Source organism: Trinickia sp. HAY1-2D, from assembly GCF_056754935.1.
Genome location: NZ_JBPGWX010000002.1, coordinates 1,832,794 through 1,846,436 on the forward strand (window position 1 = coordinate 1,832,794; position 13,643 = coordinate 1,846,436).

The 13,643-nt window shown below is 65.8% G+C and carries 11 protein-coding genes and 1 pseudogene; 6 read left to right on the plus strand and 6 right to left on the minus strand.

Annotated features, from left to right (window positions below; all coding sequences use genetic code 11):
* Positions 1–213: 213 nt before the first annotated feature.
* Complete coding sequence (locus tag ACR9ZC_RS15710; RefSeq protein ID WP_481581006.1) at positions 214–1,755, minus strand: DEAD/DEAH box helicase; 1,542 nt, start codon at positions 1,753–1,755, stop codon at positions 214–216.
* Positions 1,756–2,130: 375 nt separating this feature from the next.
* A complete protein-coding gene (locus ACR9ZC_RS15715) occupies positions 2,131–2,400 on the minus strand; it encodes an acyl-CoA-binding protein (RefSeq protein ID WP_331572737.1) in 270 nt (89 codons plus the stop codon).
* Between the two features lie 173 nt (positions 2,401–2,573).
* Here ACR9ZC_RS15715 and tsaB point away from each other — a divergent pair, with 173 nt between their 5' ends.
* The 4 genes and pseudogenes from tsaB (at position 2,574) to ACR9ZC_RS15735 (ending at position 5,581) form a co-directional block, all read left to right on the plus strand.
* The gene (gene tsaB / locus ACR9ZC_RS15720; protein WP_481581007.1) at positions 2,574–3,338 is read left to right on the plus strand and encodes a tRNA (adenosine(37)-N6)-threonylcarbamoyltransferase complex dimerization subunit type 1 TsaB; all 765 of its coding nucleotides are present in this window, start codon (positions 2,574–2,576) and stop codon (positions 3,336–3,338) included.
* On the plus strand, positions 3,335–3,829 hold the full coding sequence (gene rimI, locus ACR9ZC_RS15725) for a ribosomal protein S18-alanine N-acetyltransferase (RefSeq protein ID WP_481581008.1): 495 nt from the start codon (positions 3,335–3,337) through the stop codon (positions 3,827–3,829). Before tsaB ends, rimI begins: the two co-directional genes overlap by 4 nt.
* A gap of 130 nt (positions 3,830–3,959) precedes the next feature.
* Positions 3,960–4,586, plus strand: a pseudogene (locus tag ACR9ZC_RS15730) (uracil-DNA glycosylase); the annotation flags it as partial.
* Positions 4,583–5,581 (plus strand): DUF1853 family protein, encoded by a 999-nt coding sequence (locus tag ACR9ZC_RS15735; protein WP_481581009.1) that lies wholly within the window; start codon positions 4,583–4,585, stop codon positions 5,579–5,581. The pseudogene ACR9ZC_RS15730 and the gene ACR9ZC_RS15735, both read left to right, overlap by 4 nt.
* Here ACR9ZC_RS15735 and thiD read toward each other — a convergent pair.
* Together thiD and lplT are read right to left on the minus strand one after the other, a co-directional pair.
* On the minus strand, positions 5,566–6,372 hold the full coding sequence (gene thiD, locus ACR9ZC_RS15740) for a bifunctional hydroxymethylpyrimidine kinase/phosphomethylpyrimidine kinase (RefSeq protein WP_481581010.1): 807 nt from the start codon (positions 6,370–6,372) through the stop codon (positions 5,566–5,568). The genes ACR9ZC_RS15735 and thiD overlap by 16 nt on opposite strands.
* A gap of 37 nt (positions 6,373–6,409) precedes the next feature.
* Complete coding sequence (gene lplT, locus ACR9ZC_RS15745; RefSeq protein ID WP_331572747.1) at positions 6,410–7,717, minus strand: lysophospholipid transporter LplT; 1,308 nt, start codon at positions 7,715–7,717, stop codon at positions 6,410–6,412.
* 236 nt (positions 7,718–7,953) lie between these two features.
* Between lplT and alr the strand changes: the two genes are divergently transcribed.
* Together alr and radA are read left to right on the plus strand one after the other, a co-directional pair.
* Positions 7,954–9,024: an alanine racemase gene (alr, locus tag ACR9ZC_RS15750; RefSeq protein WP_481581011.1), complete on the plus strand. Its 1,071-nt coding sequence runs from the start codon at positions 7,954–7,956 to the stop codon at positions 9,022–9,024.
* A gap of 90 nt (positions 9,025–9,114) precedes the next feature.
* Positions 9,115–10,491, plus strand: coding sequence for a DNA repair protein RadA (gene radA, locus ACR9ZC_RS15755; protein ID WP_481581012.1), 1,377 nt, complete (start codon positions 9,115–9,117; stop codon positions 10,489–10,491).
* Between the two features lie 65 nt (positions 10,492–10,556).
* On the opposite strand, the gene ACR9ZC_RS15760 is transcribed toward radA, so the two are convergent.
* Positions 10,557–11,609, minus strand: coding sequence for a CaiB/BaiF CoA transferase family protein (locus tag ACR9ZC_RS15760; RefSeq protein WP_481581013.1), 1,053 nt, complete (start codon positions 11,607–11,609; stop codon positions 10,557–10,559).
* 37 nt (positions 11,610–11,646) lie between these two features.
* On the minus strand, positions 11,647–13,605 hold the full coding sequence (locus tag ACR9ZC_RS15765) for an ATP-binding cassette domain-containing protein (RefSeq protein ID WP_481581014.1): 1,959 nt from the start codon (positions 13,603–13,605) through the stop codon (positions 11,647–11,649).
* Positions 13,606–13,643: the final 38 nt, after the last annotated feature.

Consider the following 13,643-nt stretch of genomic DNA (forward strand, 5'->3'; position numbering starts at 1 on the left):
GCTGCAATGACTGACGTTGTGCCACGCAGCACGATTTTTTACGACGCAAAAAAATTTTCCATATTGTGAAATGCTCTCGGTCTCCGGGTTGGATGGCTGCATGCGCTGAAGGCTCGACGCAGCCGGCAAAAAAAACCGGCGTCCATGGACACCGGTCTCGAGGGAACCCGCTTTGCGGGGCCGTCGGCCTCACAAAGCGCGATACATCAGTCGTTAGCTGCTGCGGCGTGCGCCGCCGCGTGCCGAATCGCCACGCCGACCCTGATAGCCGTCGCGCGAACCGCCGTTGGGACGCCCGCCGGCTGGGGCGCCACGGCCCTCGCCGTGGCTGTACGAGCCGCTGCCGCTGCGCGCACCGCCGTTTGCGTTCGAGCCGAACCGGCGAGGAGCGCTGCTGCTGCCGGGCCGGCCGCGGCCACCGAAACCGCCGCGATTGTTCGTCGGCGGTGCCTTGCGCGGCTCGAAGCCTACGACCACGTTGACGGGCAGCGTCGTACGCACGAACCGCTCGATGCGCTTGAGCGCACCGAATTCGGCGTGATTGACGAGGCTGACGGCCGTGCCGGTCCGTCCGGCCCGGCCGGTACGGCCGATCCGGTGCACGTAGTCTTCCGCGAACTTCGGCAGGTCGTAGTTGAACACGTGCGTGACGCCGGGGATATCGATGCCGCGCGCAGCCACATCGGTCGCGACGAGCACGCGTACACGGCGCTCGCGCAGCGCGCGGATCGTGCGATTGCGGGCGCCTTGCGGCAGATCGCCATGCAGCGCCGCCGAAGCGAAGCCTGCATCGGCGAGACGGCCGGCCAACTGGTCGGCTTCGCTTTTCGTTGCGGTGAAGACGATCGCTTGGTCGAGCGCCGTGTCGCGCAGCAAATGCTCGAGCAGGCGGTCTTTGTGGTCGCGGTCGTCGACGTAGTGAATCGCTTGCGCGATGTTGTCGCGCGATTCGGGGCGATGCTCGATTTCGATGCGCTCGGGGTTGCGCAGCAGCCGGTTCGTCAGCGAGCCGATCTTGCCGTCGAGCGTAGCGGAGAAGAACATCGTCTGGCGCGTGGCCGGCGTGGCCGCGACGATCGTTTCGATATCCTCGATGAAGCCCATGTCGAGCATGCGGTCCGCTTCATCGATCACGAGGATTTGCAGCAGCGACAAATCGATGCGGCCGCGCTCGAGGTGATCGAGCAAACGTCCCGGCGTGGCAACGAGGATCTCGGGGTTTTTCGCCAGCAGCGTCAACTGCTGACCGTAGGCGACGCCGCCCAGAATGCTGACCGTACGCAGACGCCTCAGGTGCTTGCCGTACGTCGATGCGGCCGTTGTCACCTGCATGGCCAGCTCACGCGTCGGGGTCAGCACGAGCAGGCTTGGCTGTGCCACGGGCGGGCCGCGGCGCGGGCGGCGGTCGCCCGCTGCCTCGCGCGGCTCGGCGGTTTTCGTCTTTTGCAACTGAGCGAAACGCTCGATCGCCGGCAGCATGAACGCCGCCGTCTTGCCCGAACCGGTCGGGCTCGAGACGAGCAGGTCACGCCCGGCGATGGCGGCGGGGATCGCGCGTTCTTGCACCGGGGTGGGCTTGACGTAGCCCGCGGCCATCAGCGCCGAAACGATCTCGGACGACAGACCCAGCGCGGCGAAGCCGGAACCGGCCGTCTCGACGGAGTCGGCGGCGGGTGCGGCGGGCGCGGTATCGATGTCGAGACCGAGTGCTTGATCGGCGATGGCGGTCATGGGAGAGGTGAAGCTCGAGGTCATGAGAATCCTTAACAACTGTGGGAAGGAACGTCGGCGCCAATCGGCATCACCCAAGTCGTCGGATTCAGCATGCAATACTTCAGCGAGCAAATCGAAAAACGGGGGCAGCCCGCAAGTTACGGCGAGCTTTTCGTTAGAAGCTGTATCGAGTGCGGGATGCCGGTGTGGCATCGCCGCCAGCCTGATCGAGGCGGCCCGCAGGGGCCTGGGCAGGAGGGGACAGTTTCTAAACTGGATTGGAGCAAAACGCTACGCAGCGCTGCACCGCGGGAAAGGCCGAAAACACCTTTGGCACATTTGTGTGGCGAAGCGCAGGCCGCAGTATAAGGGTTTTTGCTGCGCTGCGCCACCCACGACTCCAAAAACTGGCGGTTGCTACGATGCCGTGCCGTTTTTGAGCGACTCGACCAGTTCGACATACTGTTGCTTCGCCTGGTCCTGCGCGGTTCCTTTCAGTGAAGCCCACGCGTCGTGTTTGTACTTGCCGACGATATCGGCGAAACCCGGTTTTTCGCCTTGCACGTCACCCTCCGTGGCCTGCTTGAAAAGCGCGTAAAGGCGAAGCAGCGTCATGTTGCCCGGTTTCTCCGGTAGCGCCTTGACGTCCGTCTGTGCCTGCTCGAAGCGCGCATCGAGTGTGCTCATTGGATTCTCCCTGTGGAGCGATTGGGCGGCCGATCATAGCAAGCTCCGTCTCCGAAAACATCGAGCAAACCTTCCAAACGCTTGGGCCGCACAGGTCGGGCCGCACAGGCGGGGCCGTGCGGCCTGCCGGTTTGCGATCCGGAACCGACGGGCGCCGCATTACAATAGCGGCCATGACCCGAACCGTTCTGCTTGCTCTCGATACCTCGACCGAATATTGCTCGGTGGCGCTGCTCGACGCCGATGCCCGCGCCGGCCAGCCGCCCGCCGTGGCGCCGCGCGTGCTGGCTCGGCATGAGAAAACGGGCGCGGTATCCAGCGCGCGCGTGCTGCCCGCCGTGAAGGAGTTGTTCGACGAAGCCGGTTTGACGTTGCGCGATTGCAATGCGATCGCCTTTGGCGCCGGCCCCGGTTCGTTCACGGGGCTACGCACCGCGGCAGGCGTCGCGCAAGGCCTGGCCTTCGGTCTCGCGCTACCGGTGGTCCCCGTAAGCACGCTGCTCGCCTGCGCGGAAAGCGCGCGTTTGCGCGACCCCGCGGCCACGCGAGTGCTCGCCGTGCTCGATGCGCGCATGGGCGAGGTCTACTGGGCCGATTACGCGTGGAGCGCGGATTCCGCCGAATGGCGCATCGTTTCGGCACCCGCCCTCGGCGATCCCGGCGCGCTCGCCATTCCTTCCGAGCCGTTCACGCTGGCCGGCAATGCGGCGGCCGCGTTCAGGGACCGGCTCGCCGCGGCTGGCGCTGCGCGGACAGTGGATGGCGAAGCGGTGCCGCATGCCGTGCCGCTCGCGCATGCGGCGTGGCGAGCCTATCGCGCCGGGCGTGTCGTGTCGGCCGAGCAGGCCGCCCCCGAGTACATTCGCGACAAGGTGGCTCAAACGAGCGCCGAACGCGAAGCGGTCCGCGCGGTGCGCGAGGAGGGGCGCGGGCAATGAGTGGCGTGTTGCTGGCCGATCGGTATATCTCGCCGATGACCGATGCCGATCTCGACGAGGTGGCTTATGTCGAGCGCGAAGCCTACGAGTTCCCCTGGTCACGCGGCAATTTCGAAGACTCGCTGCGCAATGGTTACTTCGGCGTTTGCATGCGCCACGTCACCGGCACGCTCATCGGGTACTGCGTGCTGATGCCTGTCGTCGACGAAATGCACCTGCTCAATTTATGCGTCGCGCCGCAGGCGCAGCGCACGGGCGCGGGCCTCGCGTTGTTGCGCGAAGCTGCGCGTCTCGCGCACAGCAAGGGCCTGACGGGCCTGCTGCTCGAGGTCCGGCCGTCCAACGTCCGGGCCGTGAAGCTGTACGAACGCTTCGGCTTCTCGACGATCGGGCGCCGCAAGCACTACTATCCGGCGCGGCATCGCGGCCGCGAGGACGCACTCGTCATGCGGTTCACATTTCCGAAGGAGGACGCGCATGCCGCTCGATGAAGCCGCGCTGGACATGCTGGGGCTTGCACCGCTTTGGGCTCGGCGCGGCAGTGGCACGGCGCCGCGTGCCGATTTACCCGACCCACCCGAGCACGAAGCCGATGCGTTGCTCGAAGCATTCGGTGATGTTGCGGTGCCACCGTCTCAGCCGACGCCGACGGTCGATCGCGCCGATGTCGCGGCGCTCGACTGGGAGGCGCTCGAAGCCCGCGTGGCCGGCTGCGAGCAGTGCCGCCTGTGCGAGAAACGCACGCGCACCGTGTTCGGGGTCGGCGATCGCGAGGCCGATTGGATGCTGATCGGCGAGGCGCCGGGCGAAAACGAGGACAAGCAAGGCGAACCGTTCGTCGGCCAGGCCGGCAAGCTGCTCGACAGCATGCTGCGCGCGCTGACGCTCGCGCGCGGCGAGAACGTCTATATCGCCAACGTCGTCAAATGCCGGCCGCCCGGCAACCGCAATCCGGAGCCCGACGAGGTGGCGCGCTGCGAACCGTACCTCCAGCGACAAGTTGCGCTCCTCAAGCCAAAACTGATCGTCGCACTGGGGCGCGTCGCGGCGCAAAACCTGTTGAAGACGGATGCGAGCATTTCGTCGCTGCGCCAACGCGTGCACCGTTACGAGGGCGTGCCCGTCGTCGTCACCTATCACCCCGCTTATCTGCTGCGCAGTCTGCCGGACAAGGCGAAAGCGTGGGCTGACCTATGTCTCGCGGCCGACACCTATCGGCAAGCGCTTTCCGAACGGGCGGGTGAATGAGCGCGTTCGAGCCGGCAGCCGAGGCGGCCGCGCTCGATGCGTTGCTCGACCGGTTCCATGAGCCGTCCGTCCGGGATCTCGCATGGCTGCTTTTGAGCCCGTCGCTTTTGCGGCCGCAGCCACCGCTCGGCATGCTTGCCGAGCCTTTCGACAGTCCGGCCGACGCGGCGGCGAGTGTCGCGTGGCTCCTGACGCTCGAGCGCGACCCGGCGCCGCTGCGCGAGTGCCTTGCCGCATCGCGATTCACCCGGTTGGGCCGCTACGCAGAATGCCTGCTCGCATTTTTCCTCGAGCACGGCCCTTCGCTGAGGCTCGTTGCGGCCAACGTGGCGTTGCGCCGGGCAGGCCGCACGCTCGGCGAATGCGACTTTCTGATCCGGACACCGGACGGATCCCGTCTGCATTGGGAGCTCGCGGTCAAATGCTATTTGCATGCGGGCGGCACGGATGCCTCGCTGGCCGACTACGTGGGCCCGAGCTTGCAAGACCGCTTCGACCTGAAGCTCGCGCATCTCGTCGAGCACCAACTGCCGCTTTCCGCGCGCGACGAGTTCGCGTCGCTCGGTCATGCGGGTCCGTGGGACGCGCGGATGTTCGTAAAAGGCTGGCTTTTCTATCGATGGAACGAAGCGTCGGGCGGGCTCGAACTGCCGCCGATGCCGGCGGCGATCGATCCGCGGCACGCGCGGGGGTTCTGGCTCGAGCGCACGGCGTTGCCGCGTTTTGCCGCGGGCCGTGCCGACGCCTGGGCCGTGCTACCGCGCCTTGCGTGGCTCGCCCCCCGATCCGAGCGTGCGGTGCAAGCGGGGGAATTCGTATCGGCCGATGCGCTCGCCGCGCGCCTGGCCTCGCAGAGCGGACCCACGATGGTGGCCGCCTTCAGCCGTTGCGCCTCGGGCGACCCTTGGATCGAGCAGGCGCGCGGCTTCGTCGTCCCGGACGGCTGGCCGCGGGCGGCGGCCGTCTTCGCCCGGCAGTCCTACCACCAGCGATAGAAGTGATGGAGCGGGCCGGTACCGGTACCCACGTCGAGTCGTACGCTTTCGCGCATCGCATGGAGCAAATAGGCCTTGGCACCCGCGATTGCGTCGCCGAGATCGCTATGCCGCGGCATCAGCGCGGCGATGGCGGAGGAGAGCGTGCAGCCTGTGCCGTGTGTATTCGGTACTGTCAGCCGCGCCGCGCCGAAACGCCTCGTGTTCGTGGCTTCGACGAGCCAATCCGGGCTTTGGGCGCCGCCCAGGTGACCGCCCTTCATCAGTACGGCTTGGGCGCCCAGCGCCCGCAGCGCCTGCGCCTGATCGAGCATGGCCGCCTCGTCGGTGGCCTCGGGGCCGCCGAGGAGCGCCGCCGCTTCGGGCAGATTGGGCGTCACGAGGCTCGCGAGCGGTACGAGCTCGTCGCGCATGGCGGCCACGGCGTCGGGGGCGAGAAGAGGGTGCCGGCTCGATGAAAGGATGACGGTGTCGAGTACGACGAACTGCGGTCGGTACTGGCGCAGCGCACCGGCTACGGCGCGCACGATATCGATGTTGGCAAGCATGCCGATCTTGACCGCATCGATGCGAATGTCGCTGAAAACCGCATCGAGTTGGGCGCCGACGAATGCCGCGTCGGGCGCATGCACGGCGAAGACGCCGCGCGTGTTCTGGGCGGTCAGCGCCGTGACGACGCTCGCGCCGTAGGCACCGAGCGCCGAGAACGTCTTGAGGTCGGCCTGGATTCCCGCGCCGCCGCCCGAGTCGGAGCCGGCGATCGAAAGGACGTTCGGTATGGCATGCGACATGGCGACTCCCCGGCCCGGTGCCGGCTTCGTGCTCGACTCAGTGTTTGACTTCGCCGATCAGCGCGACTGCATCGAAAGCGCGCTGATTGGCTTGGTGGCGCCGCATGACCACCCACATCATCAGACAGACGAACGTACCGAACAGCACGATCACGATCGATACCGGCACGTCGAGCCAGACGAGCACCGCATAAAGGCAGAGCATGATCAGCACGGACAGATTCTCGTTGAAATTCTGCACGGCGATCGAATGTCCCGCGGAAAGCAGCACGTGCCCACGGTGCTGGAGCAGCGCATTCATCGGCACCACGAAAAAGCCCGACAGGGCGCCGACGACCATCAGGAACAAGTAAGCAATGATCAGATAGCCGGGCACATGCACGCGCCCGAAGTAAAGGCCCCAGTTCGCGGGAATCAGATGGCGGGTGTAAAAGGCCATGAGCATGACGGCGATGCCCATGAGCACGCCGACGGGCAGTACGGTAAGCGACTTCTTGAGCGGCACTTTGGCTGCGGCTGCCATTGCGCCGAAGGCTACCCCGAGGGCGACGACGGCCTGCAGAATCGCGCCTTCGGACAGCGACATGCCGAGCGAGACTTCGGCCCATTTCAGCACGATGAACTGAAGCGTCGCGCCCGCGCCCCAGAACAGCGTCGTGACCGCCAGCGAGATCTGGCCGAGCTTGTCGCGCCACAGTGTCAGGAAGCACTCGGCGAAATCGGTGACGAGCTTGATCGGACCGTGTTCCTGCCGCGGATACCGTGCGCCGGTATCGGGGATGCGCAGGTTGAAGAGCGCCGCAATGAAGTAGATGCCGACGATGACGAGCATCGCGGCTTCGGCCGGCGTGGCGACGAACGGAATATGGTGCCGAAGGATGTGCACGGCGATATGGGGGCTGATGAGCGCGCCTCCGAGCACGGTACCGAGGATGATCGATGCGACCGTGGTCCCTTCGATCCACCCGTTTGCCGCGACGAGCCGCTCGGGCGGCAGCAGTTCGGTGAGGATGCCGTATTTGGCGGGCGAATAGGCCGCCGCGCCGAACCCGACGATGCCGTAGGCGAGCAGCGGATGCGCTCCGACCATCATGACGATGCAGCCGACGATCTTGATCGTGTTGGTGACGAACATGACGCGCCCTTTGGGGCGGGAATCGGCAAACGCACCGACGAACGCTGCAAGCACCACATACGAGAGGACGAAAAACAGCTTGAGCAGCGGCGTCATCCAGTTCTGGGCATGCAGGTCTTTGAGCAGAGCGATGGCGGCAATCAGAAGGGCACTATCGGCCAGCGACGAAAAAAACTGCGCGGCCATGATGGAATAAAAACCTTTTTTCATCAGATGCGATGCTGTCCTCGTCGTTGTGCCTTGTCCTGGCTCCTCGCGAGCGACGCGTTTGGGCCTATGCCGTTCGAAATGGGTTGTGCGCACGGCTTTATATCACGAAAATAGGTGCCTTCGGACGGCTGCTCGCGTTGCCCAGGCGGCGCCAGCGGCCATTCACCCGCGCGAAAGGAGCGCCACGAGCGCCCGATAGCGCCTGCTTGCGCCCTTAAGTTCTTACGAAAACACCCATGCCGCGCCCGCTTCTCGCCACGATCCATACCGCCGCCCTGGCCAACAACCTCGCTGTCGCCCGCCGCCACGCGCCGAACTCCAAGGTCTGGGCAGTCGTCAAAGCCAATGCCTATGGCCACGGATTGGCCCGTGCGTTCCCGGGCCTGCGGGCAACCGACGGTTTCGGTCTGCTCGATCTCGAAGAGGCGGCCAAGTTGCGCGAGCTCGGCTGGGCCGGTCCGATTCTCCTGCTCGAGGGTTTTTTCCGGCCTACCGACATCGACGTGATCGACCGGTACAGCCTCACGACGACGGTGCACTGCGACGAGCAGTTGCGCATGCTCGAAATGGCGAGGCTCTCGAAGCCCGTCAACATTCAACTCAAGATGAATACGGGGATGAACCGGCTCGGGTATACGCCCGAGAAGTTCCGGGCCGCCTGGGAACGGGCGCGCGCGTGCCCCGGAGTCGGTCAGATCGCGTTGATGACGCATTTTGCCGATGCGGACGGCGAGCGCGGCATCGAAGAGCAACTCGCAGCATTCGAGCGCGGTGCCGAAGGAATCGCGGGCGCGCGCAGTCTTGCGAACTCGGCCGCCACGCTCTGGCACCCTGGCGCGCATTTCGACTGGGTGCGCCCCGGCATCATCCTTTACGGCGCATCGCCCTCGGGCGTCACCGCCGCGATCGAAGGCACCGGCCTGCAGCCGGCCATGACGCTCGCCTCGGAGCTGATCGCCGTCCAAACGCTGAGCGCCGGGCAGACCGTCGGCTACGGCTCGGCGTTCTCGGCACCGGGCCCGATGCGCATCGGGGTCGTGGCTTGCGGCTACGCCGACGGCTATCCGCGCTGTGCGCCCGACGGCACGCCGATCGTGGTCGACGGCATTCGCACGCGCGTGATCGGACGTGTTTCGATGGATATGCTGACCGTCGATCTCACGCCGTGCTCGGCGGCCAATGTCGGCTCGCGCGTGGAGCTCTGGGGTGCGCAGGTGCCGATCGACGACGTCGCGCGCGCCTGCGGCACGATCGGCTACGAACTCATGTGCGCTGTGGCGCAACGCGTGCCCGTGCGCGCGGAATAGCTTCGCACCTGTTGCGTTGTGCCCGTCGAGCACCATTGAAACCATCTAGAACGGCCGAACCGGCACCGCCGGATAGCGGGCCCATAGCGCGTGGCAAAACAAAAAACGACGTATAGCTGTACCGAGTGCGGCGGACAATCTCCCAAATGGCAAGGGCAGTGCCCGGCCTGCGGAGCATGGAACACGCTCGTCGAGACGGTCGCACCGGCCGCCGGCGCACATCGCTTCCAATCGCTCGCGAAAACCGCCCCCGTGCAACGGCTCGCCGATATCGAAGCGGCCGACGTGCCGCGGTTTTCCACCGGCATCGGGGAGTTCGACCGCGTGCTGGGGGGCGGCTTCGTCGCAGGTGCGGTTGTGTTGATCGGCGGCGATCCCGGCATCGGCAAATCGACGCTGCTCCTGCAGTCGCTCGCCGCGCTGGCCGAAGAGCGCCGCGCACTCTATATCAGCGGTGAGGAATCGGCGGCCCAGATCGGCTTGCGTGCGCAGCGGCTGGCGCTTGTCGAGCCAGGCTCGAAGGCGGCCGAGCTGAGGCTGCTCGCCGAGATTCAGCTCGAAAAGATCCAGGCGGCGATCGAGGCGGAGCGGCCCGATGTCGCCGTAGTCGATTCGATTCAAACGATCTATTCCGACGCGCTGAGCTCGGCGCCGGGCTCGGTCGCCCAGGTGCGCGAGTGTGCGGCACAGCTCACGCGGCTCGCCAAGCAATCGGGGACGACCGTCGTCATGGTCGGCCACGTGACGAAGGAGGGCAGTCTTGCCGGCCCACGCGTGCTGGAGCATATCGTCGACACGGTGCTTTACTTCGAAGGCGATACGCATTCGTCGTTCAGGCTCGTGCGTGCGTTCAAGAACCGTTTTGGCGCCGTCAACGAACTCGGCGTTTTTGCGATGACGGAACGCGGGCTGCGCGGCGTGGCGAACCCCTCGGCGCTTTTTCTCTCGCAGCACGAGCAGATCGTACCGGGCTCGTGCGTGCTCGTGACGCAAGAGGGGTCGCGGCCACTGCTGGTCGAAATTCAGGCGCTCGTCGATACGGCGCATGTGCCGAACCCGCGCCGTCTGGCCGTCGGGCTCGAGCAAAACCGGCTCGCGATGCTGCTTGCCGTGCTGCATCGGCATGCCGGCATCGCCTGTTTCGATCAGGATGTGTTCCTCAACGCGGTGGGCGGCGTGAAGATCGCAGAGCCGGCCGCGGATCTGGCTGTCTTGCTTGCGATCCACTCGTCGATGCGCAACAAGCCGCTGCCGAAGGGGCTGATCGTGTTTGGCGAAGTCGGTCTGGCCGGTGAAATCCGGCCGTCGCCGCGGGGCCAGGAACGGCTCAAGGAAGCGGCCAAGCTTGGTTTCACGGCGGCGCTGATTCCGAAGGCGAATGCACCGAAGCAGAGGATCGACGGATTGCAGGTATTGGCCGTCGAGCGAATCGACGAGGCGATCGGCCGCGTCAAGGAGCTGGAGTAGCCGCTAGTTGCATAGCGCCCTGCGCAGCGAGCGCCTATTCCAGGCGCGGGCGCGCGAAGTACGCGCTACGAGTCCGCGTCCGTTGTCGTGAACAAAAGGTGTTGGCGGGCTTCCTCGACGGTCAATACGGGGCTCACACAGCAATCGAGCGGCTCGAGCAATGCGAGCCAGGCCGCAAGCGGCTGGCTGGCGATGCGCGCGGCCAGCTCGCGCGTCAGCGATGCAGCGTCGGCGCCGCCCGCCGCCTGACCGAGGCTCCAGTGGCGACTCGTCCAATCCTCGCGCCCCAATGCGCGGCACAGCTTCTCCCAGAATTTGAGCTCCAGCGCGCCGATGGCCAGCCAGCGTCCGTCCGCCGTCTTGTAGACGTTGTAGCAAGGCGCGCCGCCGTTCATCAGTCCGTGTCCGGCGGCGAGGTCCGCCGATGCGGCGTGCTGCCCGCCGGCATTCTCGAGTGTGGCGTGGGCCACGACGTTGCAGGCGCGGATGGCATGCGTCATCGATATGTCGAGAAACGAGCCGCCGCCTCCCTGCGTGACCTGCCATAGCGCGGCAAGAATCTGGGTGAGCGCCGTCGATGCGCCGCCGAGAATATCGGCGATCTGAATGTTGGGAATGACGGGCGTGCCGTCCGCCCCTCGGATTTGATCGAGGACACCGGCGTAAGCCAGATAGTTGATGTCGTGTCCGGGCCGATGCGCAAAGGGCCCATTTGCACCATAGCCGGTGATCGCGCAGTAGACCAGTTTGGGATTGATTTTGGCGAGGCTCGCGTAATCGAGCCCCAGGCGGGCCATCACGCCGGGCCGGAAGCTCTCGACGAGTACATGCGATTCGCGTACGAGCGCGCGCAACACCGTGCGGCCCGTCTCGCTCTTCAGGTCCAGCCGCGTTTCACGCTTGCCGCGATTGACGAGCCGGTAAAACGCGCTCGGCCGGCCCGCGGACCGGTCCGCCGCGCTTTGCAGCATCGCCCGCGCGCCGTCGCCCGCTCCGGGCTCTTCGAGCTTGAGTACGTCGGCGCCGAGCTCCGCCAGCCGCAAGGTGGCGAGCGGTCCGGGCAGCAAACGGGTAAGGTCCAGCACGCGCAGACCTCGCAACGGGGCAGTCAAGAGCACACCTCCTCTCGGTCGAATGAGCGCCCGCACCCGGGCGCTAGCCTATCTGTTCGAGTTCCTCCTGCGCTTCGAGCCACTGAGCTTCGAGCGTCTCCAGGCGCGATTGGACATCGGCTTGCTGCCTGAGCGTCTCGGTCAGCCGGGCCTTCATGGCGGGCTCATAGCTGGCCGCATCCGCGACGAACGCGTCTAGCGCTGCCTTTTGCGCGTTCAATGTGTCCATCTCCTTCTCGATTCTGGCAATCCTCGTTTGCAACGGCTTTTTCAGTTGCGCGAGCTTCTGTCGAACCTGCGCCTCCTGGCGGCGCTGATCTTTGCGGTTGGCCGCGCCGGCCGTGAGGCCATCCACCGCGTCGCCAGCCTCGGCATGCGCCGCTCGGGCCGCGCTGCGCGCTTGCGCGGCGTGTTCGAGGAGCCAGTCGCGATAGTCGTCGAGATCGCCATCGAACGGCTCGACACGGTGATGCGCGACGAGCATGAACTGATCGGTGCTCGCTCGCAGCAGATGCCGGTCGTGCGAAACGAGGATCAGTGTCCCCTCGAACTGCGCAAGCGCCATGGTCAATGCGTGCCGTGTTTCGAGATCGAGGTGATTCGTGGGCTCGTCGAGCAACAGCAGATTCGGTTTTTGCCAGATGATGAGCGCCAGCGCAAGCCGCGCCTTTTCGCCGCCCGAGAACGGTGCGATCGGCGCGCTCGCCATGTCGCCGGAAAAGTTGAAGCCGCCCAGGAAGTCGCGCAGCACTTGTTCGCGGGCATCGGGGGCGATGCGCGCCAGATGGGCGAGCGGCGAATCGTCGGGCCGCAGTGTTTCGAGCTGGTGCTGGGCAAAGTAGCCGATCACGAGCCCGCGGCCTTGATGCATCGAGCCCGCGAGCGGTTCGAGCGTGCCGGCCAGTGTCTTGACGAGCGTCGACTTGCCTTGGCCGTTCGCGCCCAGCAGCCCGATGCGCTGACCGTTCTGGATGGACAGCGTCACGCCTTCGAGGATCGGAATGTCGATGTCGCCGCCATCGCCGCCATCGCCACGGTAACCGCACCGTACGTCCTCCATGACGAGCATCGGATTCGGCGCGGCATCGGGCTCGCGAAACTCGAACGTGAAAGGCGACGCCACGTGAGCCGGTGCGATGAGCTCCATTTTCTCGAGCGCCTTCATGCGGCTTTGCGCCTGCCGGGCCTTGGTGGCCTTGGCCTTGAAGCGATCGATGAAGCTTTGCAGATGGGCGACCGTTTTTTGCTGCTTCTCGTAGGCGCTTTGCTGCAACGCAAGCTGCTGCGCGCGAAGGATCTCGAACTGCGAGTAGTTGCCGCCGTAGCGCGTCACCCGTCGATTCTCCAGATGCAGCGTGACGTTGCACACCGAGTCCAGGAACTCGCGGTCATGCGAAATCACGAGCAGCGTGCCGGGGTAGCGGTGCAGCCAGTCCTCGAGCCAGACGATCGCGTCGAGATCGAGGTGATTCGTCGGCTCGTCGAGCAGCAGCAAATCGGAGCGGCACATCAGTGCCTGCGCGAGGTTCAGCCGCATGCGCCAGCCGCCCGAAAAGCTCGCGACGCTTTCGCGCGTTTGCGCGAGCGTAAAGCCCAACCCGAGCAGCAGCGCCTCGGCGCGGGCGGGCGCCGTATAGCCATCCGCATCGGCGAAGGCTGCATGCTCGTGGGCGAGAACCTCGCCGTCATGGGCGCGTTCGGCTGCGGCGATGCGCGCTTCGACCTCGCGCAAATCGGCGTCGCCGTCGAGCGTATATTCGAGCGCCGATTTCTCGGCGGCCGGTGTGTCTTGCGCCACATGCGCGATGCGCCAGGTGGGCGGCAGCGAAACATCGCCGGCGTCGGCATGCAGTTCGCCGCGCAAGACGGCAAAGAGCGTCGACTTGCCCGCGCCGTTTGCGCCGACGAGTCCGGCTTTCTCGCCCGGATTGAGGGCGAACGACGTGGCTTCGAAAAGGGGCTTGACGCCACGCGAGAGGCTGAATTGGTTGAAACGGATCACGACGGAATTTGACGGCTCGAAAAACGCTATTTTAGACG